Genomic DNA, 22876 nt, shown 5'->3' on the forward strand with positions numbered 1-22876 from the left:
CCAGCCAGCGAGTTGTCATTTTACCGTCAGAGAAGAGGCGCTGCCTCTTTCCAACCGCCGTCGCAAGGATTAGCTTGCCGCCATGCGCTGGACCGTTCCGAATATCCTTACTCTCTTGCGGCTGATTGCGGCACCTGCCGTGCCGCTGATGTTTCTGTATTTCCACCGTCCCTGGGCGGATTGGGCGGCGCTCGCGCTGTTTCTGGTTGCGGCGATAACTGACTGGTTCGACGGTTATCTGGCACGAGCCTGGCAGCAGGAAAGCCGCTTTGGCGCCGCCATGGACCCAATCGCCGACAAGGCGATGGTGGTGATCGCCATCGTTGTGATCACGGGCTATTCAGGCATGAGTCCCTGGTTGATTCTGCCGGTGACGGTGATCCTGTTCCGCGAAGTCTTCGTTTCGGGTCTGCGCGAGTTTCTGGGTGCGAATGCCCGGCTGTTGAAAGTCACCAGGCTGGCGAAATGGAAAACCACGTTCCAGATGGTCGCGATCGCGGTGCTGTTCCTGGGTACCGGGCTGGCATATGTGGAACATGGCCGTCCGCCACTCGTCGGCGAAGGGCATCTGCCCTGGTCCGACAGTTGGTCGGATCTGGCGACGCAGCTTGGCCTTGTGCTGATCTGGTTGGCGGCGATCCTCACCGGTTGGACCGGCTGGGAATATTTCATCAAGGCGCTGCCTTACCTCCGAGGGCCGAAAGATGATGCTTGACGTCCTGTATTTCGCGTGGCTGCGCGAACGTATCGGCCAGCCCCGCGAGCGGATCGAGACCAGTGCCGCCACGGTGCGCGATCTCGTGGCCGAGCTGGCCGCGATGGATGAATGGCACGCCGCCGCATTCTCCGACATGTCGGCGGTTCGCTGCGCCGTGGATCAGCAGCTGGCCGAGCTGGACACATCACTGAACGAGGTTCGCGAAGTCGCCTTCTTCCCACCCATGACCGGAGGCTGAGCCATGTCCGCCCGCGTCCAGACCGCGCCTTTCGATCTTGCCGCCGAGCTGCGCGGCTTCGGAAAGGGCGCTGGCGCGGTCGTGACCTTTTCGGGCGTGGTGCGTGATGATACGGGGCAGATGACGGCGCTTGAGATCGAGCATTATCCCGGCATGACCGAACGGATCCTGAACGATTACGGCCAACAGGCCGCCAGCCGGTTCAAGCTGACCGACTGGCGGATCCTTCATCGTCACGGCCGTTTGGCGGTGGGCGAACAGATCATGATGGTCGCTACCGCGGCTCGCCACCGCCGCGCGGCATTCGACGCGGCTGATTATCTGATGGACTGGCTGAAATCCCGTGCGCCCTTCTGGAAACGCGAGCTATCCGCCGATGGCGGCGGCGCATGGGTCGATGCAAGGGACAGTGACGAAACCTCGCTGAAACGCTGGTGAGTTGTTTCTTTGCCCAGATAGCTGTTCGGGGTTGCCATCCGTGATCCGCCCGGAATTGCGCAAATTTCTTTCACGCTGGTCCGAACTGCTGATCGCAGGGTTCATATCTCTGGCGGGTCTGTGGCTGGCGTTTCGTGGCGGCTGGTTTCTTGCCCTGCTTGGGGGATTGGTCATTTTGGTGGGGGCGGCGCTGCTGATCGGCGCATGGCAAAGACTGCCCTTCCGCCGCAGGATCGCGGCACCTGGCGTGGTCGAGATCGATGAGGGAACGGTCCGCTATTATGATGCCACGGTTCCGGGTGGCGAGATCGCCTTGCGGGACCTGACGGAAATCCGGCTGCTGCGTCTGAATGGGCGGGGCTATTGGCGCTTGCGTTCCGATTTGAACGAGGCGCTGCTGGTTCCGGTCGACGCCGCAGGCGCCGAAGCGTTGGCGCATGCTTTCACCGCATTGCCCGGATTGGAAATGGGGCTGCTCTCTGCTGCACTGGCGCATCTGGGTGAACAGCGGGACGCCATGCGCACCGTTTGGACGAGGCCCGGTCGTGGCGGGTTGACTCGGCCGGGTCCTGTTGCCACCTGTGACACAGATCAATCTTGAAAGGGCCTCATCGCCATGTCCATTCCACAGCAGGGCGGTGGCCCGATCGAGCACCGCGATCAACTGATCGACTATATCGCCTCGGGTGAGAAACCCCGTGACGCATGGCGAATCGGTACCGAGCACGAGAAATTCGGCTACTGCAAGGACAGGAAGCTGCCATTGCCCTATGAGGGCGACTGCTCGATCAAGGCCATGCTGACCGGGTTGCAAGAGCGTTTCGGCTGGCAGCCGATTTTCGAGCAGGACAATATCATCGGGCTGGAACGGAACGGCGCGAATATCAGCCTTGAGCCGGGCGGGCAGCTTGAACTGTCGGGCGCGCCTCTGGAAACGATTCACCAGACCTGCGACGAGGTGAACCAGCATCTGGCCGAGGTGAAGACGGTTGCCGATTCCATCGGTGCCGGGTTCATCGGGCTGGGTGCCGCGCCGATCTGGTCTCAGGATCAGATGCCGATGATGCCCAAGGGGCGTTACCGGCTGATGACCGATTACATGGGGCGCGTGGGCACATTGGGCACGCAGATGATGTACCGGACATGCACGGTGCAGGTGAATCTCGATTTCGGCTCGGAAGCGGATATGGTGCAGAAACTGCGCGTCGCGCTGTCGCTGCAACCGGTCGCGAATGCGCTTTTCGCCAATTCTCCCTTTCTCGATGGCAAGCCCAACGGCATGAAAAGCTGGCGCGCCCATATCTGGCAGAATCTCGATGATGCGCGGACAGGGATGCTGCCTTTCGTGTTCAAGGACGGTTTCGGCTATGAAGCCTGGGTCGATTACGTTCTGGATGTACCGATGTATTTCGTCTATCGCGACGGTAAATATATTGATGCACTCGGTCAGAGCTTCCGTGATTTTCTGGACGGCCGTCTGCCTGCGCTTCCGGGCGAGATCCCGACGCTGTCGGATTGGGCCGATCACCTGACCACGGTTTTCCCCGAAGCGCGCGTGAAGAAATTCATCGAGATGCGCGGCGCGGATGGCGGGCCGTGGCGCAGGCTTTGCGCATTGCCGGCCTTCTGGGTCGGGCTGATTTACGATCAGCAGGCGCTTGATGCAGCCTGGGATCTGGTCAAGGGATGGGATGATGCGACCCGCGAGGGCTTGCGCCATGCGGCGGGCAAGGATGCGCTTGCCGGAGTTGTCGGAAACCTCCGGATTCACGATCTGGCGCGTGAGGTGCTGGCGATTGCCGAACAGGGGCTGAAACGCCGCGCGCGCGCCGGTGCCGGCGGGCTGGTCCCGGATGAAACGCATTTCCTGAACGCGCTTCGGGAAAGCGTCGATACGGGCAAGGTTCCGGCCGATGAATTGCTGGAACGCTATCATGGTGACTGGCAGGGCGATCTGTCACATATCTATGCAGAATATTCCTATTAACGCAGATTATCCGCGTCAGCTGGGGAGTGCTTCACTCCCCGGACCCCCAAAGGATATTTATTGCGAAGAAGAAGCCCGGAGCGGTTTCCGTGGGTTCCGGATTGCGTTAGAAGCCTGCCGTCCGGCAGGAAAGGCGTAACATGGTCGAGATCAGGCTGACGAATACACGTACACGAAAGAAAGAGCTGTTCATGCCGCTGGATGCGGAGAATGTGCGGCTGTATCTTTGTGGGCCGACGGTCTATGACCGGGCGCATCTGGGCAATGCGCGTCCGGTTCTGGTTTTCGATGTGCTGGTCCGGTTGCTGCATCATGTCTACGGCCCGGATCAGGTGACCTATGTGCGCAATTTCACCGATGTCGAGGACAAGATCAACGACCGGGCGGCTGCGCTTGGCCGCTCGATCCGCGATCTGACCGAAGAGACGATCGGCTGGTATCATCAGGACATGGATGCGATCGGCGCGCTTCGCCCCGATCACGAGCCACGCGCGACGGATTATATCGCCGAGATGGTCGAGATGATCGAATTGCTGATGACGCAGGGCCATGCCTATGCCGCCGAGGGTCATGTGCTGTTCGATGTGCGCTCTTTCCCCGAATATGGGCGGCTGTCGGGCCGGTCGGTCGATGACATGATCGCGGGCGCGCGGGTCGAGGTGGCGCCCTTCAAGCGCGACCCGATGGATTTCGTGCTGTGGAAGCCTTCGGATGCGGATACGCCGGGCTGGGACAGCCCGTGGGGACGGGGAAGACCGGGCTGGCATATCGAGTGCTCGGCCATGTCGCGGGCGCTTCTGGGGGATACATTTGACATTCATGGCGGCGGGATCGATCTGCAATTCCCGCATCACGAGAACGAGGTCGCACAAAGCTGCTGCGCCCATCCCGAAGGGGATTTCGCGAAGGTCTGGTTGCATAACGAGATGTTACAGGTCGAGGGCAAGAAAATGTCCAAATCACTGGGCAATTTCTTTACCGTCCGCGATCTTCTGGAACGTGACGTGCCGGGCGAGGTGATTCGCTTCGTGATGCTGTCCACCCATTACCGCAAACCGATGGACTGGACCGATGCGAAGGCGAAGGACGCCGAAGCGGTGCTTCGGCGGTGGCGCGGCCTTACTGACGGTACCGAACCTGCATCAGGTCCGGCACCTGCTGTCATCGATGCGCTTGCCGATGATCTTAACACGGCAGGCGCCATTGCCGCGTTGCACGAACTGGCCGGGCAGGGCGATGCGGCAGGGCTGCTGGCATCGGCGCGCATGCTGGGACTTCTGTTGCCTGAGATGGGGGCATGGGCGGATGATGCGCCGCTTCAGGATGAGATTGCAGAGAAGATCGCCGAAATCTGCCGGCTCTGGCGCGAGTTGCGCAATGCCAAAGAGTTTTCAAAGGCCGATACGCTGCGCGATGAGATGGCCTCTGTCGGGATCAGACTGGTTGCCGAAAAGGATGGAAGCGCCGGTTTCAACTTCATCCAGCCATTCTCGCAGGACCGGACCGCGGAATTGTCCGAGCAGCTTGCCGGGGCCTTGAAACGGTGGGGGCAGTGATGTGCTCCAAGCCGGATTGCCATTGATGTGACCCTTGAAGCCTGCACCGAATTGCTTCGCCAGCACGACCCGGATCGTTTCGGGGCGCTGTTGACCGCTGCGCCACAGAAACGGCCTGCACTTGTCACCCTTTATGCACTAAATCTTGAGATTGCCCGTGCGCCCTTCCAATCCGCCGAGCCGATGCTTGCCGAGATGCGGTTGCAATGGTGGATCGAACGTCTGGCCGAGATGGGATCGGGCATTACGCCGCCCCTGCATGATGTCCTGACTCCGCTTTGGAATGAGTGGGGTCAGGATGCCGGAGCGTTGACGGCGCTGGCCGAAGCGCGGCGGCGGGATTGCGAGAGGGTGCCTTTCGATCTGCCCGCTGATGTAATTGATTATATCGCTGCGAGCTCGGGCGGATTGATGTGGCGCGCGGCCTGTCGTCTGGGCGCAACAGAAGAACAGCGCGCGATCGTTGCCGATCAGGCTTTGGGCGCAGGGCTGGCCGCCTGGTTGCGGGCGTTGCCGGAACTCCGGCAATTGGGGCTGGGATTGGCGCATGAGCGTCCGGAGCAGATACAGGAACTGGCGGCGCAGGGGCTTGAGGCGATGCGCCGGGCGGCATCGGACCGCCGCCGAATTCCGCGCGACCTGGCCGCAGCCCTTTATCCCGGCCCGCGTGCTGCGCATTTTCTGGATCAGGTGGCGCGGGGGCGGATCGATTGTTTCCGTCAGACTTACGCGCCTGCGCCGATAGCACGCCGGGCTTCGCTGGCCAAATTCGCTCTGACCGGGCGGTGGTGGATCTAACCGGAGCGTCGGCACAGGTCAGGCGGGGCCAAGATCTCGTCCCAGATAAACCGCGCCGGGGATTGGGTTGTGATAATAAGGCGCGATCCGCTGAAACCCAAGCCGGTCATACAGGCGCAGGGCGTCCTGCATATGATCGAGCGTATCCAGCACCATACGCCGATATCCCGCCTGTCGCGCCACCTGCATCACGCTTTCGGCCAATCCGCGGCCCAAGCCGGTTCCACGTGCCTCGGGGCGCAGATAAAGCCGTTTCATTTCGCATATATCGACTTTCAGAGGCCGCATCGCGACGCAGCCGATCGCCTGATCGCTGGTATTTTTCGCCAGCAATGCGCAACCGTCAGGCCGGGCATATTTGCCGGGCAGACTGGCAAACTCGGCTTCGAAACCCTGAAAGCCCAGATCTACGCCAAGCCAGTCCACATATTCGCGGAAAAGCCGAAGCAAATCCGGGGCGTCATCGGGAAATCTTGCATCGCGAATGGTGATCTGCGCCATAATATGCTGATTATGTATCGCAAGCCACGATGACAAGCCGTTTCAGATTTTATCGGCGAGCGGCTTTCCGTTCTTCAGATGACGCTCGGCGAGTTTGCGCCCCTCATGTCCGTTCAGGAGACGCCGGACCGGGCAAGGACGATAATCCAGCTGGGCGAGTTCCGGGAATAACGTGAAGATTTCGCGCCGGGCGGATTCGGTAACGCCCTGCAATGCCTGCGGACCGGTAAAAAGGCTTTCCGTCCAGCTTCCGTTCGAAAACACCAGTTCATGTTTGTCGAACAGCATATGCCAGTAGCTGACGCCGTTTTCCGGATGGATGGCTTCGATTCCCGGAAGCGTGGTCAGATGCTTGGCCGCCACAAGGATTTCGTCCTCGTCAAACATGCGCCGCGCGATTTTCGAGATGACCAGAATCCGATGCTGGGGCGAAACGATCAGATCCTGCTGCGGCGTTCCGGGACCAAGAGCATCCGCACGGATCAGGATCGGGCGCAGATTCGGTTGCAGGTCAAGCTGTCGCGGATCAAGGTAGCGGCCACCGATCCAGCGGATGTGGCGGGCACCGTGGTCGCGGGTCGGGATCAGATCACCCGCGCGAAGCGTCTCAATCGCGCGGGGACCGGCAGTGGTCAGGATCATCGTGCCTTGGGTGAAACACGGGGCTTTCGTGGTTAACTGAGGCAGCGTCGCATCGGCATGTCTGTCCTGCGATGCGATCTCCAGCAGGCTGAAGCTTTTCTCTGCGTTGAATTCCGGCAGATAGCTGTTGCCGGTTTCATCGAACCGTGGTTCCGGGAAGACCAGCACCGAATGCATTCCGCCCAGAAATCTGCCGCTGTCATATTGCTCGAATTCCCGCGGAAACTGTAAACGGAAGATGTTGCCGTCTTCGTCAATCAGCCGGGACCCAAGATAACCGGCCAGCTGCGTTCCTGCGGGAAAGGGCGTGCCATCGCCGAATGTGGCATTCGTGGTGGCCAACGTCTGCCCCGTTTCTCCGGGGGCGCCGATGCCGTCATGCAGAACCGTATCGTCATCGTTCAGGATGATATAACGTTCTTGCAGGGAGCCAAGGCGGAAGGATGTGGCAGGATCGAATTCACGATTGGCGTTCGTGGGCGGATAGAGGCCCGGAGATCTGCTTGGGACCATGTTTCCCCACGGGACGCGCGTCGAAAACCCGACATTTCCGACCGGTACCGGAGTATCGAAGTTCAGCATCAGAATTTTATATTGCATTGCCTGTCTCGCATTTCACCATTGCCACGGGTAGCGAGGTCGCCCCCTGTCAATGGGATGCCTAGCGAAACTTAGTTAGCGAATCGTTAATTCGAACTGGCGAAATATCGGTATGCGTCAGGGAGTGGATGCAGAATCCGAATGTGGGAATACCTGATCGCATCGCGCCTGCCGCGATCTTCGTCCCGTATGTCCGCAAGCGAAAGGCGGGAATTTGCACTCCCGCCTTTTTGCCGTTTATCCAAGGACTTCGGTTATCGCGTCCTTGGTGGCCAAGACGATCTGATCCGCCTCGGCGCGGGTCAGACACAGGGGCGGCGCATAGCCGATGATATCCCCTTGCGGCATGGCCCGCGCGATTACGCCGCGCTTCAGCATCGCCGCGACGACTTTCGCACCGGTGCCTTCGGAAGCGTCAAAGAATTGCCGTTTATCCTTGTCGGCCGCCAGTTCCACGGCGCAAAGCATGCCTTCGCCACGCACCTCGCCGACATTGCCATGGCCGCCGACTTCGTCGCGCATGGTTTGCCAGAAATAGTTGCCGGTATCGGCGGCATTCTGAACCAGACCAAGCTCGTCAATCAGCTTGAGATTGGCAACACCGGCAGCCGCGCCGATCGGGTGGGCGGAATAGGTCCAGCCATGGCCAATCACGCCATTCTCATCGGTGCCTTTCATCAGCACATCCCACATCCGCTGCCCGACGATGCTGGCTGAAAGTGGCGCATAGGCCGAGGTCAGGCCCTTGGCCGAGGTGATCAGGTCGGGTTTCACCCCGTAATGATCCGCGCCGAACATCGTACCTAGACGCCCGAAGCCGGTCACGACCTCATCGACGATCAGCAGGATATCGTGCTTGTCCAGCACCTTCTGGATCGCCTGCCAGTAACCAGCCGGGGGCGGAACGATCCCGCCTGTGCCCAGTACCGGCTCGCCGATAAAGGCGGCGATCGTATCCGCGCCTTCACGCGCAATCAGCTCTTCCAGCGACTGGACGCAATAGGCGGTGAACTCCTCCTCTGACATGTTCATGTCGGGGCGGCGGTAATAATAGGGCGCCTCGGTATGGATCACCTGTGCAAGCGGAAGATCGAATTTCTTGTGGAACAGTTCCAGCCCGGTCAGCGATCCGGTCATCAGGCCCGAACCGTGATAGCCGCGCCAGCGGGAAATGATCTTTTTCTTCTCGGGGCGGCCAAGGATATTGTTGTAATACCAGACCAGCTTGATGTTGGTTTCATTCGCGTCCGAACCACCCAGCCCGAAATAGACCCGCGCCATGTTCTTGGGCGCGCGATCCATCACCATCTTGGCCAGCGTGATCGAGGCTTCGGAACCATGACCTGCATAGGCATGGTAATAGGACAGCTCCCGCGCCTGATCGGCAATCGCCTCGGCGATTTCCTGACGGCCATAGCCGACATTCACACAGTAAAGCCCGGCGAAACCGTCCAGCAGCTTGTTGCCGTCGCGGTCCTGGATAAAGACGCCTTCGCCGCCGGTCACGATCCGCTGCGCGGCCTCGCCGCGGGCGAATTGCGCAAGATGGGTCGAGGGATGGAAAAAGCTCTCGCGGTCCCATTCGGCCAATTTATCGTTTGTTAGCATTGTTTTGCTCCTTTCATCCCCAGTCACGGCAGACATATTTGATTTCAGTAAAAGCTTCGAGACCCTGCCGGGCACCTTCGCGCCCGATTCCGGATTGCTTCATTCCGCCGAACGGAATCGGCGCGCCTGTCACCTTGGTACGATTCACCGCCACCATGCCGTATTGCAATGCCCGTGTCATGCGGTAGATGCGGCGCGGGTCGTGGCTGTGAACATAGGCGACAAGGCCGTATTCGGTGTCATTCGCCCGCCTGATCACCTCGGCCTCGTCGTCGAAAGCGGACAGCGCCGCGACGGGACCGAAGGTTTCCTGCGACATGATCGCGGCATTATCCGGCACATCGGCCAGAACTGTCGGGCGAAAGAACAGCGGACCCAGTTCCGTGGCGACCTTGCCGCCGGTCAGCAACTTCGCGCCCTTGGCCACGGCATCCTCGACATGCTCGAGTTGCTTGGCGACGGCGCGGTCATGGATCAGCGGACCGATATCCGGATCCTCCATGCCGCGACTCAAGGTCAGCTTTTCGACGGCGACGGTGAAACGCTTGCAGAATTCGTCATAGATCGGACGCTCGATGTAAAAGCGATTTGCGCCAAGGCAATCCTGACCGGAGGTGGCGAATTTCGCCTTGATTCCCTCGGCCACCGCGCGATCCAGATCGGCGCCCTTGAAGACGATGAAAGGCGCATGCCCACCCAGTTCCAGCACCAGACGTTTCACCGTGTCGGCGGATTGCCGGTAAAGCAGCCGCCCGATTTCCGTCGAGCCGGTGAAGGACAGGGCGCGAATCCGGGGATCGGCCGTCCATTCGCCGACGATCGCCGCTGCGTCTCCGATCACCGTGTTGACCGTACCTTCGGGGAATCCCGCGCGACGCGCCAGTTCCGCCAGCGCCAACGCCGAAAGGGGCGTTTCCGCCGATGGATGAATGACAACCGTGCAGCCCGCACCCAACGCGGCGGCGGCCTTGCGGGTAATCATGGCGGTGGGGAAGTTCCACGGGGTGATCAGTGCCGCGACGCCGACAGGCTCGCGCCACAATTCCATTTCGGCATCGGGCAGATGGCTGGTGACGCCTTCGATATTCGGGCGCAGCGCCTCTTCGGCATAGAACCGGACGAAGCTGGCGGCGTAATCGATTTCACCGCGGGCTTCGCTGATCGGTTTGCCCTGCTCGGCAACCATGATCCGGGCGAGATCCTCTTTCGCCTCCATGATCAGGCTGTGCCATTGATGCAGGATATCGGCACGGTTCTGCGGCAGCATTCCCGACCAGCCCGGAAAGGCCGCCTGAGCGGCATCGACGGCGGCGGCGGCTCCGGTCGCGTCGCTGATGGCGACCTGTGCCACCAGATCCCCGGTAGCAGGATCGCGAACGGCCAGCCGGCCCGCGCCGGGAAAATCACCGCTTCCGGCCAGCAAACCGGGATCGGCAAGCCTGCCCGCCAAACACGGAACCAAATCGTCAAGCATTACACACCTCCTTGATTGCATAGGAATATGGAGGCAACTCGCCAGACGATTTCTCCAAAGGTGATGCTTGAAGCAGAAAAACACTCTGTCTGGGGTGATCCCCGCAAGATTTTCCTCGCCGGGATGCAGGTGTTATCCGCTTTCATAGATTCCCCCGAAGCAGCCGATTTCCGTAGATGCGAGCCATGCTCGTATCGGTGGTGAAATTGTTTCGAAACAAGTTGACACCCGGTCACGATGACAGGCCATAATCGCCTTGTCACGCAGGTCATATGCGAATGGAGCCGGGTAATGCATGCAATTCGCTGGGTGGTTTCGATACTTGTTCTGTTAGCCGGGCTGGGCACATCCGCGATGGCGCAGGACGGGCGTCGAATCGAGGTGACCGAGAGGGCGGATTATTTCGGCTTCGATCTGCGGACCGAGAAGGATGTGACGCTGGATCAATGCAAGGCCATTTGCCTTGATGATTCCGAATGCCGGGCGTTCACCTATAATACCAATGCGCAATGGTGTTTCCTGAAATCGGATTTCACGCAGGCCAGCCCTGCAGACGGTGCCGTCGCGGGAAAAGTCGTCATTACCGGTGCGGCCCCGGATCTTGGCGCGCCTCCGCCCTTGCGGTTCCTGACCAGGGAATTGCTGGGCGAGGCGGATGATTACCGCCGCGATCTTCTGCGCCATTCCGAACCCGGCGGGGCGGGGCTTCTGTCAAGCGTGGACCGGGCCGAACGGCTGCTTGCCCAGGGCTCGCCCCACGAGGCGATGGCGGCATGGGCCGAGGCCGCGGCCATCGACCCCGAAGAATCCCGCTTGTGGTCCGGTCTCGCGCAGGCAACCGTCGCGACCGAGCCGAATAACGAGACGGGACAGGGCGAACTGGAACGTATCGGCGTGGCGGCGGCGGTGAACGCCTATCTGACCTCGCGCAGCGAAGAGGATCGGGCGGCGGCGCTGGGAGTCATGGCCGCGGGGCTGGAACGGCGTAGTCAGTTCCGCCCGGCGATCAGTGCTTATGAGGCCGCGATTGCACTGCGTTCGACGCCGGAATTGCAGGAAAAATACGCCGATCTCAAGCGCCGCAAGGGGTTTCGGGTGCTTGACCATTCCGTGGATTCCGACAGCGCCGTGCCGCGTGTCTGCGTCCAGTTCTCGGAACCCCTGCTCAAGAGCGGTGTCGATTATGCGCAATTCGTGACGGTCGATAACAGCCCGGGCGCGGCGGTCGAACGCAGCGATCAGGAACTCTGCGTCACCGGGCTGAAACATGGCGGTCAGTATCGCGTGAATATCCGGCAGGGCCTGCCTTCGGCGGTCAACGAGGCTCTGGCGCAATCCGTACCGCTGGAGATCTATATCCGCGACCGCGGAGCGGCGCTGCGCTTTACCGGCGACAATTTCGTGCTGCCATCGTCGGCGCGGCGCGGGATTCCCTTGATCTCGGTGAATGCCGATGAGGCGGAATTGTCGGTTTACCGCGTTGGCGACAGGGCTTTGACCCAATTGCTGGGCAGCAGGCAATTTCCCGGTCAACTGAACGGATATAATCTGGATTATCTCATGGGCGAGATCGGGGAGCCGGTCTGGAACGGAACGGTCGAGATCGCCTCGGAACGCAATCGGGACGTGACCACCAGCATTCCCATTGATGAGGCCGTGCCGGAACGCAAACCGGGCATCTACCTGATGACGGCCAAACCGGCCGAGGCGCTTCAGGATGATTCCGATGAACTGGCGACGCAATGGTTTCTGGTCTCCGATATCGGGTTATCCACCTTTGCCGGGCAGGATGGGCTGACGGTCTTCGCCCGGTCGCTGACCTCTGCGGCGCCGCTGGAAGGCGTGACGCTGAAGCTGCTGGCCCGCAATAACGAGGTACTGGGCGAGGTGGTGACAGACGCGCAAGGTCAGGCCCGGTTCGAGGCGGGGCAGGCGCGCGGAACGGATGGGCTGGCCCCGGCTGCACTGATGGCGCGGAATGGCGACAAAGATTTCGTGTTCCTGGACATGACCCGTGCCGGTTTCGACCTGTCAGATCGGGGTGTGACCGGACGCGACGCACCGGGGCCTCTGGATGTTTTCGCCTGGACCGAACGCGGAATCTACCGTGCGGGTGAGGTGGTTCATGTCGCGGCGCTTGCGCGTGATCCCTCGTCTCAGGCGATCGACAATCTGCCGCTGACCTTTATTTTCCGCCGCCCGGATGGCGCGGAAGCCCGGCGGATGGTCTCGAAGGGCAAGGCGCTTGGCGGCCATGCGGTCGATCTTGAGCTTCCCGAAAACGCCATGCGCGGCACCTGGCGGTTATCCGTCTATACCGACCCTGATAAACCGGCACTGGCCGAACAGATGTTTCTGATCGAGGATTTCGTGCCCGACCGCACCGAGATTGCGCTTTCCAGTGACGAAAACAGGATCGCTTTGGGTGATATGACCGATGTGACGGTCGACGGGCGTTATCTTTACGGCGCGCCGGCTTCGGGGCTTTCGCTTGAAGGCGAATTGTCGGTTTTCCCGGTTCGCGGCTGGAAAGCATATCCGGGCCATGTGTTTGGTCTTGATGACGAAGATGATATCGGCACTGTCCGCCTTCCGTTGACCGGCCTGCCGCCGACCGATCCGAATGGACAGGCGGTTTTTCCGGTATCGCTGGACAACGCTCCGGCAACCACCCGTCTGCTTGGCGCCGAAGTCAGCGTGCGGATGCGCGAGGCTGGCGGTCGCGCGGTCGAGCGTTCCCTGCCGCTGGAGGTCGAGCCGTTGGGCCCGATGATCGGACTGCGTCCCGAATTCAGCGGTGGCAGCGTGCCAGAGGGTGGCAGCGCGGCTTTCCGTGTCATCGCCGTGAATGCCGACGGAGAACGGATTGCGATGGATGGCCTGCATTGGTCGCTTTACCGGATCGAACGTCATTACCAATGGTATCGCGATGGCGGATCGTGGAATTACGAGCCTATCACCACCAGCAGCCTTGTTCAGGATGGCAGCATTGACGCGCGCCCGGACAGCGAAGCGCAGATCAGCGTGCCGGTCGATTGGGGCCGTTACCGGCTTGAGGTCGAAAGCCCGGACATGGGCGGCCCGATCAGCAGCGTGGCATTCGATTCCGGCTGGTATGTCGAGGCAAGCTCGACCGAAACGCCGGACGGTCTTGAGGTCGCGCTTGATCGCGACAGTTATGATGTGGGCGACACGGCGAGGCTGCAGATATCGCCGCGTTTCGCCGGAGAGGCACTGATCACCATCGGCTCGGATTCCCTGATCCAAAGCTTTACCGAAACCGTTCCCGAGACGGGGGCAGAGATCGATATTCCGGTCACCGAAGAATTCGGCTCGGGCGTTTATGTGACCGTGACATTGTTCCGGCCCGGCAGCGATACCGAAAACCGCCTTCCGATGCGATCCATCGGCCTGCGCTGGCTGAAGGTCGATCCGGGCAAGCGCAGCCTTGCCGTCGATCTTGATCTGGATCAGCAAATCCAGCCGGATCAGCAGCTTTCCGTGCCGGTCAGAATCGATGGGCTGGCAGAGGGCGAAGAAGCATATGTCACTGTCGCTGCCGTGGATGTCGGTATTCTCAACCTGACCCGATATGAAGCGCCGGACCCGGAAGGCTGGTATTTCAGTCAGCGAAAACTCGGGCTGGAACTGCGTGATATCTATGGCCGCCTGATCGACGGCTCGCTTGGGGCGCAGGGGCGGATCAGAACCGGCGGGGACGGGGCGACCATGGAGTCGAATGGCAGCCCTCCGACCGAAACGCTTCTTGCATCCTTTTCGGGCATCGTTCCGGTAGATGCGGATGGGCGCGCGCAGGTATCCTTCGATATCCCGGATTTCAATGGCACCGCGCGGGTGATGGCGGTCGCGTGGTCTGCCGACGGGATCGGGCATGCCACGGGCGATGTCGTCATCCGCGAACCGCTTGTTCTGACAACCAGCCTGCCGCGCTTTCTCGCGCCCGGCGACCAGACCCGCATATTGCTTGAGATCGCCAATACCGATGGTCCCGCAGGTGACTACAGCCTCAATGTCGAAACAACCGGGCTGCAACTGACCGAAGCCGACCCGCTTCCCGAGACCCTGACGCTGGATGCCGGGGAAAAGATTTCCGTGACGATTCCAGTGACGGCAAGCGGGACGGCGGGAGAGGGCCGGATCGATCTTTCGCTGACCCATGATTCCGGCCTGTCCGTCAGGAAAACCGTCAGCCTGCCAGTGCGTCCGGGCGTCATGCCGGTGACCACCCGCGAACAGATGACACTGGCGGCGAATGGTGGCAGCATCGTGCTGGACCGGCAATTGCTAGCGGATCGCTTCAGTGAAAACGCATCGGTCAGCGTCAATGTCTCGCGCAATCAGGGCTTTGACATTCCTGCGCTGCTGATGGCTCTTGACCGTTATCCTTATGGCTGTGCCGAACAGACGACAAGCCGCGCATTGCCGCTGCTTTACGTCAACGAGCTTGCCGCCGCCGCCGGGATGGAAAACGATCCGCAGGTGAAAGAGCGGGTCGATGATGCGATTGCGAAAATCCTGTCTTATCAATCTTCCGCAGGCAGTTTCGGGATGTGGAGCCCGGGCTCGGGTGATTTGTGGCTTGACGCTTATGTCACCGATTTCCTGACCCGAGCGTCGGAACAGGGCTTCGCCGTTCCTGAACAGCCGATGGCGCAGGCGCTGCGCAACCTGCAAAACTCGGTGGCCTATGACACGGATGTCGAATCCCGCGGCAGCGAGATTGCCTATGCGCTTTACGTTCTGGCACGAAATCGCAAGGCATCCGCCGGGGATTTGCGTTATTACCTCGATACCCGTCTGGATGAGTTCAGCACCCCGATGGCCCGTGCCCAGCTTGCGGCGGCAATAGGGCTTTACGGGGATGGCGACCGGGCCGCGAGTGGATTTGCGTCCTCATTGCTTCTTGCGCGTGAGGAAAACGAGTCCCGTTCACGTTCGGATTACGGCTCGCCGTTGCGGGATGGCGCCGCGATGCTGGCGCTTGCCGCAGAGACGCGGCCCGAGCCGACGATCGTCCCGGAAATGATCGACTTTGTCGGGGGTATTCAAAGCGATATCCGCTACCAGAGCACGCAGGATCAGGCATGGATGTTGCTGGCGGCGCGTGCGATGGCCCGCTCGGATGACGATCTCAGCCTGACCGTCAACGGCATGGTGCATGAAGGCGGCTTTGCGCAGCAGATGGGTGGGGCAGAGATATCCACCGCGCCCGTGACGATCACCAATCGCGACGATCAGCCCGTGACCGCGACGGTTACGACCGTTGCCTCCCCGCGCGAACCTTTGCCCGCCGGAGGCGACGGTTTTGGCATCACGCGCAGCTATTACACGCTGGACGGACAGGAGGCCGATGTGACTGCGGCCCGTCAGAATGAGCGTTACGTCGTCGTGCTGGAGGTGACGCAGGATAATGACTGGCCGTCGCGCGTGCTGGTGTCGGATCTGCTGCCCGCCGGCTTCGAGATCGATAATCCGCGCCTTGTGGACAGTGCGCAGCTTGACAATTTCGGCTGGCTGGGCGGGACGGATGCGGCGCATACCGAGTTTCGGGATGATCGCTTCATCGCCGCTTTCGACCGGAACGCCGGAAGTGACCGCAGTTTCCGTCTGGCCTATGTGGTGCGGGCGGTATCGCCGGGCGTTTACATGCATCCGGCGGCCAGCGTCGAAGACATGTATCGCCCGCAACTCTCGGCACGCACCGCCTCGGGCTTCATGGAGGTCAGGGAGAATTGACACAAGCGCAGACCGGTGTCGCATTGCGCCGCTGGCTGCGGCGCGGCGCGATTGCGCTTTCGGTGCTGGCTGTTCTGATCGCTGCCGCAGGGGCGGCGCTGTGGCGGTTGGACAAGCTTTATCCGCTGCCGCCCGACACCGTTTCGCTGTCAAGGGAAGTGCTGGACCGCGACGGTGCATTGCTCAGGGCTTACGCGGCCAGGGATGGCCGCTGGCGCCTGCCGGCTGATAGCGAGAAACTGGATCCGCAATTCATCGAGATGCTGATCGCCTACGAGGATAAACGCTTCTGGTCCCATTCGGGGATCGATCTGCGGGCGCTGTCGCGGGCGGCGTGGCAACTGGCCACGAATGGGCGGATCGTGTCGGGCGGATCGACGCTGTCGATGCAGCTTGCGCGTCTGCTTGAACCGCGCGACGAGCGCAGTTTCACCGCTAAATTCCGGCAGATCGGCCGGGCATTGCAGATCGAGCGGCGCATGTCCAAGCGCGAAATCCTGAATCGTTACCTTACGCTTGCGCCTTATGGCGGCAATCTGGAAGGGGTGCGGGCGGCCAGCCTCGCATGGTTCGGGAAAGAGCCGCACAAGCTTGAACTGGCAGAAGCAGCGCTGTTAGTCGCGCTGCCGCAATCCCCCGAGGCGCGTCGGCCCGACCGAAACCCCAAGATTGCCCTGATGGCCCGCAACCGGGTGCTGGACCGTATGGCGCAAGCAGGGGTGATCGCCGAAGGCGAGATCGCAAGGGCATCGGGCGACGCGGTTCCGGCACGACGGCTGCCGATGCCTGCCTATGCCGCGCATCTGGCCGATGCAGTGATGCGCTCTGCGCCAGAATTGCTGCAGCACCGCTTGCTGATAAGCCGCAATGCGCAGGCTAGTCTCGAAAAGATTGCCGCCAGCGGGGCCAGACGGCTTGGCCCGAATGTTTCGGTTGCGATGATCCTTGCCGATGCCAGTAACGGAGAGATATTGGCCCGGGTCGGCTCTGCCGGGTATTTCGACCCGTCCCGCGCCGGTTGGATCGACATGACCAGAGTTTTGCGTTCTCCCGGTTCGACCCTGAAACCGTTCATCTACGGCCTTGCCTTCGAGGAAGGTCTGGTCATGCAGGAAACCATGATCGAGGACCGGCCCGGCGATTTCTCGGGCTACCGTCCACGGAATTTCGACATGGCCTATCAGGGCGACGTTTCGGTCCGCACCGCGCTTCAGATGTCGCTGAATGTGCCCGCGATCCGTTTGCTGGACTCGATCGGCCCGGCGCGGCTGGCGGCGCGGATGCAGCGGGCAGGGGCCACACCCGTTCTTCCGCCCGGGGAGACTCCGGGTCTGGCGATCGGGCTTGGCGGAGCGGGATTGACGCTTGAGCAGCTTGTACAGCTTTACGGAGGAATCGTGAATCGCGGCAAGGTTCAGCCGTTGCGGTATCTGGCTGGAACCAAGCCGACACGGGAGCCTGCCATGATCCTGACTCCTCAGGCGGCGTGGCAGATCACCGACATTCTTTCGGGCGTCATGCCTCCGAAAGGTGCGCCGCATCTTGGCATCGCCTACAAGACCGGCACTTCCTACGGCTATCGTGATGCCTGGGCGGTCGGTTATGACGGACGTCATGTGCTTGGCGTCTGGGTCGGGCGCGCCGATGGCGGTTCGGTTCCGGGCCTGACGGGGTATGACGCGGCTGCTCCTCTGCTGCATGAGGCGTTCCGCCGGTCGGGTGTCGGTCTCAATCGCTTTCCGTCGCCTCCGGCCGGCGCATCGCGATTGCCTGCCGCCGACCTTCCCTTTTCCCTGCGCCGCTTTGCTGCCTCAGGCAATCACCCGGTGGCGGGTGCCCCGCCCGAGGCCGCGCCTGAAATCGTCTTTCCGCCGCAGGGCGCCCGTGTCGATCTTGGGCTTTCCCGCGGAGTGACGGATGCTCCGCTGGCGCTCAAGATCAACGGGGGACGCGCACCGTTCCGCTGGCTCGCCAATGGAAAGCCGCTGTCGCAGCCATTCCGGCGGCGCACCGCCATGTGGGTTCCCGACAGCAGCGGCTCATCGACGCTGACGGTTATCGACGCCGCAGGTCGTGCCGCGAGTGTCCAGATTTATATCGAATGAACCCCTTACGAGAGGCAAAATCCGGGATGGACGGCTTCGGGTTGGATTCGTCCTGTGATTCCGTATAACTCTGGTTTATGCATCAAGACCCATGCCGCTGATCGGGTATCATTGGAATCGTCCTGGGGATGAAGGGCAGTAGGAGCCGCAAAATCATGCATTATATCAAGGTTTTCATCGGAGTTCTGTTCGGGGTCGCGGTCTTTCTGTTCCTTGATTACGCGCTGCCTTCCAAGAACGTGGTGCGGATCACGAATACCTATAATCGCCTGACGCTGGTCACTCCGAGAAATGCGATCTTCTATGCGTCCGAAGATACCGGCACGGTCGAAAATTCCTCGGGTCAGCGGGATGTACGGTTCATCGATACGGTGCGTCCGAACGGCAAGGTTTTCGTCTATCGAAATGAGGATACCGGCTGGGTCTGGCCCCCCTATTTCAAATATGACAGCGCCAATCTGCATTCCGAGGCGACGAATCTCAGATCAGCCTCGGGCACCCCGCAATGGGTCAGCATCACCGCCTATGGCTGGCGCCTGCCATGGCTGAGCATCTATCCGAACGCGATCGGGATCGATACGCTTGCAAGCCCGGACGAGCGTCCGCGCAACTGGCCGGCGATGGTCATTCTCGGGGTGCTGTTCATGCTCCTGCTGTCACTGTGGCGGCTATGGACACAGTTTCGCCAGCGCCGGATCGATCCCGCGCTTCGTGCGGCAGATGAACGCTGGGACAACGCGACCGACCGGGTCAGTTCCGAAGCCGCCGAGATGAGAGGAAGCTTCGGAAAATTTCTGGACAGATTCCGGGGCAAATCCCGCCGATAGGTCAGCCTCCGGAAGTCCCCGACCGTGCTGCGCCGTCGCTGTCCGTTCCTGTCTCGCGCAGATAGTGCCGTACCGCGTCCGCGACGTGCCGGAACCGGTCGCCGCCCAGATGTTTGCCGCCATACCAGCGGGTTACCACTACCAGATGATTCTCCAACCCGGCGCGCTCCAGCATTTGCAGCATCAGGGCGCCCGCACCGGATTCGCCATCGTCATCCTTGACCGGCTCTCCTGAAATAATCGCGGCCCAGCTGTTATGCGTCGCCTTGGCGAAGCGCTTGTTGCGTTTCAGTTCGCTCAGCAATGCCTGAATATCCTTGCGGTCCCTGGCCGGACCGCCGGAAACGGCATATCGCGATCCGCGATCCGAGATGATCTTGTCGAAAATCTCCATATCGCTCCTTTCTTTCATCAGGCCCGAAACAGCATGACAGCTTCTGGAAGTCCATATCCCCGTGCTGTCGCGCAAGCGGGTCCATCCTGTACAACCGGCCCAAGTCACGTATGTTTGCGCCTATAACCGATCAGGGACCGCCATGCTGCCCAGCAGATCAGATTTTCCCCCGGATTTCGTCTTCGGAGCGGCGACCGCCGCCTATCAGATCGAAGGATCGCATTTCGGCGGCGCGGGGCCTTCGCATTGGGACAGTTTTGCCGCGACTCCCGGCAATATTGCCGATGACAGCAATGGCGGGCGGGCTTGCGATCATTATCACCTGTGGGAGACCGATCTCGATCTGATGCGGGATGCCGGCTTCGATGCCTATCGCTTCTCGACCTCGTGGGCGCGGGTCATGCCAGACGGGCGAAGCCTCAATGCCGAAGGGCTGGATTTCTATGATCGCCTCGCGGACGGCATGCTTGCGCGGAATCTGAAACCGTTCCTGACCCTGTATCATTGGGAGCTTCCCGCCGCTCTTGCCGATCGTGGCGGGTGGCGTAATCGCGATATCGCCGGCTGGTTCGGCGATTATGCCCGGGCCGTTCATGCAAGACTGGGTGACCGCCTTGCCAGCATTGCCACCCTGAACGAGCCGTGGTGCATCGCCTGGCTGTCGCATTTCCTTGGACATCACGCCCCCGGCCTGCGCGATATCCGTGCCGCCAGCCGGGCGATGCATCACGTATTGCTGGCGCATGGCACCGCGATGCAGGTCTTGCAGGCGAATGGCGCGCAGAATCTGGGGATCGTCCTGAATTTCGAAACCGCGCATCCGATTGATGACAATCCCGGGGCGGCGATTTCGGCGGCACGGCAGGATGCTATCTATAATCAGTGGTTCATTCGTGCGTTGATGGGGCAGGGATATCCTGAAACCGCGCTTGAGGGAATCGGCCCGCATCTGCCGGATGGCTGGCAGCAAGACATGCAGATCATCTCCGCGCCGCTGGACTGGCTGGGGGTGAATTACTACACCCGCAAACTGCACGGAATGGTGCCGGGCTTGTGGCCCAACGGCCATGCGCAGGATGGCCCTTTGCCGAAAACCCAGATGGGCTGGGAGATCCGTCCCGAGGGGCTAAGCGAATTCCTGATCCGCTTGAGCCGCGATCATACTGGCGGCTTGCCGCTTTATGTGACCGAGAATGGCATGGCGCTGGAGCCGGGCAAAAATGTCACCGATGATGAACCACGCGTGACCTTTATCGCCGATCATCTTCGTGCGGCCAGATCGGCCATGGATCATGGAGTGAATCTGCGCGGCTTCTTTTACTGGTCGCTTCTGGACAATTACGAATGGGCCTTTGGCTATGGACCTCGTTTCGGTCTCGTCCATGTTGATTACGAAACGATGAAGCGTCGCCCGAAGACAAGTTGGCATGCGTTTCGCGATATGCTGCGTCCCGATTAGGCCGCTTCAATCCTCACCGAGATCCCGCTTTCGCTTCTTCTTCATCCAAATATCCCGGGGGTCCGGGGGCAGGCATCCGGCTTTCGCCGGTTGGTGTCAGGCGCGAATCCCGCAGCAATCAGCCCGACCGCAATGGCGACGCGCCCAGAATCATATCGGCGGCCTTCTCGGCGATCATCGTCACGGGCGCATGGGTATTGCCCGAAGGAATCACCGGCATGATCCCCGCATCCGCGATACGCAACCGCCCGATCCCGTGCAGGCGCAATTCCGCATCGACCACCGCCATTGGATCATCGCCCATTTTCGTCGTGCCGACGGGATGGAAAATGGTCGTGCCCACATCTCCGGCAGCGCGAGACAATTCAGCATCGCTTTGCAGATGTGGTCCGGGCATAACTTCCTCGGGTCGGAACGCGGCCATGCGACGGGTTTGCATCAGCCGCCGGGCGTGCCGCAGGCTGTCGATGGCGACCTGCCGGTCTCCTTCGGCCGAAAGGTAATTCGGCGCGATGGCCGGCGGTGTTCCCTCCTTGGCGCTGCGGATGTGGCTGCTTCCGCGACTGTCGGGACGCAGATTGCAGACCGAGACCGTCAGGCCGGGAAAATCGTGCAAGGGTTCTCCGAACTTGTCCAGTGACAGCGGCTGGACGTGATATTCGATATTCGCGGTCTCGAAAGCTTCCGAGGATCTGGCGAAAATTCCCAACTGGCTGGGCGCCATCGCCATCGGGCCCGAACGCCGAAGCGCATATTCCAAGGCGATCCCGGCACGGCCCAGCAGATTGCGCGCCCGGTCATTCAGCGTTTTCGCGCCGGTGATCCGGAAGATGCAGCGAAGCTGTAGGTGATCCTGCAAATTCTCGCCCACGCCCGGCAGATCAAGAACCGTGTCGATCCCCAGCGATGACAGTCGTTCATGCTGTCCGATACCGCTGAGTTCCAGGATCGCGGGTGAATTTATGGCACCTGCGGCAAGGATGATCTCACCCCGTATCCGCGCGTGCAGCCTTTGTCCCTTATGGGTGAAGAGCACGCCGGTTGCCTGCCGTCCCTCGAAGGACAGCCGCTCTACCTGCGCATTCGTTACGATCCGCAGGTTAGCGCGGTTCCTTGCCGGGTTCAGAAACGCCTTGCGGGCGTTCCAGCGGATCCCGCCGCGCTGGGTTACGGGGAAATATCCCACTCCCTCATTGGTGCCGCAGTTGAAATCGGCGCAAGCGGGCAGGCCCAGTTCCTGCGCGGCCTCGGCAACAGCATCGAGGATTGGCCAGTTCAGGCGCTGCTGTTCGATCCGCAATTCGCCATGATCATTGTGAAATTCATCCGCGGGACCGTGATGACGCTCCGAGCGGCGGAAATAGGGCAGGACATCGTCCCAGCCCCAGCCGGAATTTCCCGCTTGCCGCCAGCGGTCGTAATCATGGGCCTGACCACGCATGTAGATCATGCCATTGATCGAGGAACAGCCCCCCAGAACTTTCCCGCGCGGGTAATTCAGGCTGCGGCCGTTCAGCCCGGGCTCGGGTTCGGTCTTGTAACACCAGTCAAGCGTCGGATCGCCCATTGCGTATAAATATCCGACCGGGACATGAACCCAGAAACGATTGTCGCTGCCGCCTGCCTCCAACAGCAGAACTCGGTGCCGGGGATCGGTCGAAAGCCGGTTGGCCAGCACGCAACCGGCAGATCCAGCCCCGACAACGATGAAATCATATTCTCCGAAATCCTGCATGGTCCTCGATCGAATGATTGCCCCGGAATCATGTTTCAT

General features: G+C 61.0%; 17 protein-coding genes. 11 read left to right on the plus strand and 6 right to left on the minus strand.

Translation table 11 applies throughout. The features are described 5' to 3' along the window. The first annotated feature begins 82 nt into the window (after positions 1 to 82). The 7 genes from pgsA to D3P04_RS17085 all read left to right on the plus strand — a co-directional run bounded on the left by pgsA (position 83) and on the right by D3P04_RS17085 (position 5735). Positions 83 to 715 (plus strand): CDP-diacylglycerol--glycerol-3-phosphate 3-phosphatidyltransferase, encoded by a 633-nt coding sequence (pgsA, locus tag D3P04_RS17055; RefSeq protein ID WP_119750995.1) that lies wholly within the window; start codon positions 83 to 85, stop codon positions 713 to 715. Further along, positions 708 to 956 (plus strand): molybdopterin converting factor subunit 1, encoded by a 249-nt coding sequence (moaD, locus tag D3P04_RS17060; protein ID WP_182912911.1) that lies wholly within the window; start codon positions 708 to 710, stop codon positions 954 to 956. The genes pgsA and moaD overlap by 8 nt, the downstream gene beginning before the upstream one ends. Before the next feature lie 3 nt (positions 957 to 959). Beyond that, positions 960 to 1394 (plus strand): molybdenum cofactor biosynthesis protein MoaE, encoded by a 435-nt coding sequence (locus D3P04_RS17065; RefSeq protein ID WP_119750999.1) that lies wholly within the window; start codon positions 960 to 962, stop codon positions 1392 to 1394. Positions 1395 to 1434: 40 nt separating this feature from the next. Beyond that, entirely contained in the window at positions 1435 to 1995 is a 561-nt protein-coding gene (locus tag D3P04_RS17070; protein WP_119751000.1) for a hypothetical protein, read from the plus strand. A 15-nt stretch (positions 1996 to 2010) separates the two neighbouring features. Then, positions 2011 to 3381: a glutamate--cysteine ligase gene (locus D3P04_RS17075; protein ID WP_119751002.1), complete on the plus strand. Its 1371-nt coding sequence runs from the start codon at positions 2011 to 2013 to the stop codon at positions 3379 to 3381. Positions 3382 to 3521: 140 nt separating this feature from the next. After that, positions 3522 to 4937, plus strand: a complete 1416-nt coding sequence (gene cysS, locus D3P04_RS17080; protein WP_119751003.1) for a cysteine--tRNA ligase — start codon at positions 3522 to 3524, stop codon at positions 4935 to 4937. Between the two features lie 27 nt (positions 4938 to 4964). After that, complete coding sequence (locus D3P04_RS17085) at positions 4965 to 5735, plus strand: squalene/phytoene synthase family protein (RefSeq protein ID WP_182912907.1); 771 nt, start codon at positions 4965 to 4967, stop codon at positions 5733 to 5735. 18 nt (positions 5736 to 5753) lie between these two features. On the opposite strand, the gene D3P04_RS17090 is transcribed toward D3P04_RS17085, so the two are convergent. From D3P04_RS17090 to D3P04_RS17105, 4 genes are all read right to left on the minus strand, one after another. Continuing rightward, the gene (locus D3P04_RS17090) at positions 5754 to 6236 is read right to left on the minus strand and encodes a GNAT family N-acetyltransferase (protein ID WP_119751007.1); all 483 of its coding nucleotides are present in this window, start codon (positions 6234 to 6236) and stop codon (positions 5754 to 5756) included. A gap of 42 nt (positions 6237 to 6278) precedes the next feature. Further along, complete coding sequence (locus D3P04_RS23755; protein WP_232845057.1) at positions 6279 to 7478, minus strand: Hint domain-containing protein; 1200 nt, start codon at positions 7476 to 7478, stop codon at positions 6279 to 6281. A gap of 237 nt (positions 7479 to 7715) precedes the next feature. Continuing rightward, positions 7716 to 9086, minus strand: coding sequence for an aspartate aminotransferase family protein (locus D3P04_RS17100; protein WP_119751009.1), 1371 nt, complete (start codon positions 9084 to 9086; stop codon positions 7716 to 7718). 13 nt (positions 9087 to 9099) lie between these two features. Then, positions 9100 to 10560: an NAD-dependent succinate-semialdehyde dehydrogenase gene (locus tag D3P04_RS17105; RefSeq protein ID WP_119751011.1), complete on the minus strand. Its 1461-nt coding sequence runs from the start codon at positions 10558 to 10560 to the stop codon at positions 9100 to 9102. Positions 10561 to 10851: 291 nt separating this feature from the next. Between D3P04_RS17105 and D3P04_RS17110 the strand changes: the two genes are divergently transcribed. The 3 genes from D3P04_RS17110 to D3P04_RS17120 all read left to right on the plus strand — a co-directional run bounded on the left by D3P04_RS17110 (position 10852) and on the right by D3P04_RS17120 (position 19249). Further along, the gene (locus tag D3P04_RS17110; protein WP_119751013.1) at positions 10852 to 16317 is read left to right on the plus strand and encodes an alpha-2-macroglobulin family protein; all 5466 of its coding nucleotides are present in this window, start codon (positions 10852 to 10854) and stop codon (positions 16315 to 16317) included. Beyond that, a complete protein-coding gene (gene pbpC, locus D3P04_RS17115; RefSeq protein ID WP_232845058.1) occupies positions 16314 to 18422 on the plus strand; it encodes a penicillin-binding protein 1C in 2109 nt (702 codons plus the stop codon). The genes D3P04_RS17110 and pbpC overlap by 4 nt, the downstream gene beginning before the upstream one ends. 155 nt (positions 18423 to 18577) lie before the next feature. Next, positions 18578 to 19249 carry a DUF1523 family protein gene (locus D3P04_RS17120; protein WP_119751014.1) on the plus strand — a complete coding sequence of 224 codons (672 nt, stop codon included), beginning with the start codon at positions 18578 to 18580 and terminating at the stop codon, positions 19247 to 19249. Position 19250: 1 nt separating this feature from the next. Here the strand turns inward: D3P04_RS17120 and D3P04_RS17125 are convergent, their stop codons facing one another. Then, positions 19251 to 19643 (minus strand): YigZ family protein, encoded by a 393-nt coding sequence (locus D3P04_RS17125; protein WP_119751016.1) that lies wholly within the window; start codon positions 19641 to 19643, stop codon positions 19251 to 19253. Positions 19644 to 19785: 142 nt separating this feature from the next. On the opposite strand from D3P04_RS17125, the gene D3P04_RS17130 reads away from it, so the two are divergent. Further along, entirely contained in the window at positions 19786 to 21102 is a 1317-nt protein-coding gene (locus D3P04_RS17130; RefSeq protein WP_119751018.1) for a GH1 family beta-glucosidase, read from the plus strand. Positions 21103 to 21220: 118 nt separating this feature from the next. On the opposite strand, the gene D3P04_RS17135 is transcribed toward D3P04_RS17130, so the two are convergent. Next, positions 21221 to 22837, minus strand: a complete 1617-nt coding sequence (locus D3P04_RS17135; protein WP_119751019.1) for a GMC family oxidoreductase — start codon at positions 22835 to 22837, stop codon at positions 21221 to 21223. Between the last annotated feature and the right edge of the window lie 39 nt (positions 22838 to 22876).

The sequence above is a fragment of the Paracoccus onubensis genome, assembly GCF_003591515.1.
Classification (GTDB): Bacteria; Pseudomonadota; Alphaproteobacteria; order Rhodobacterales; family Rhodobacteraceae; genus Paracoccus; species Paracoccus onubensis.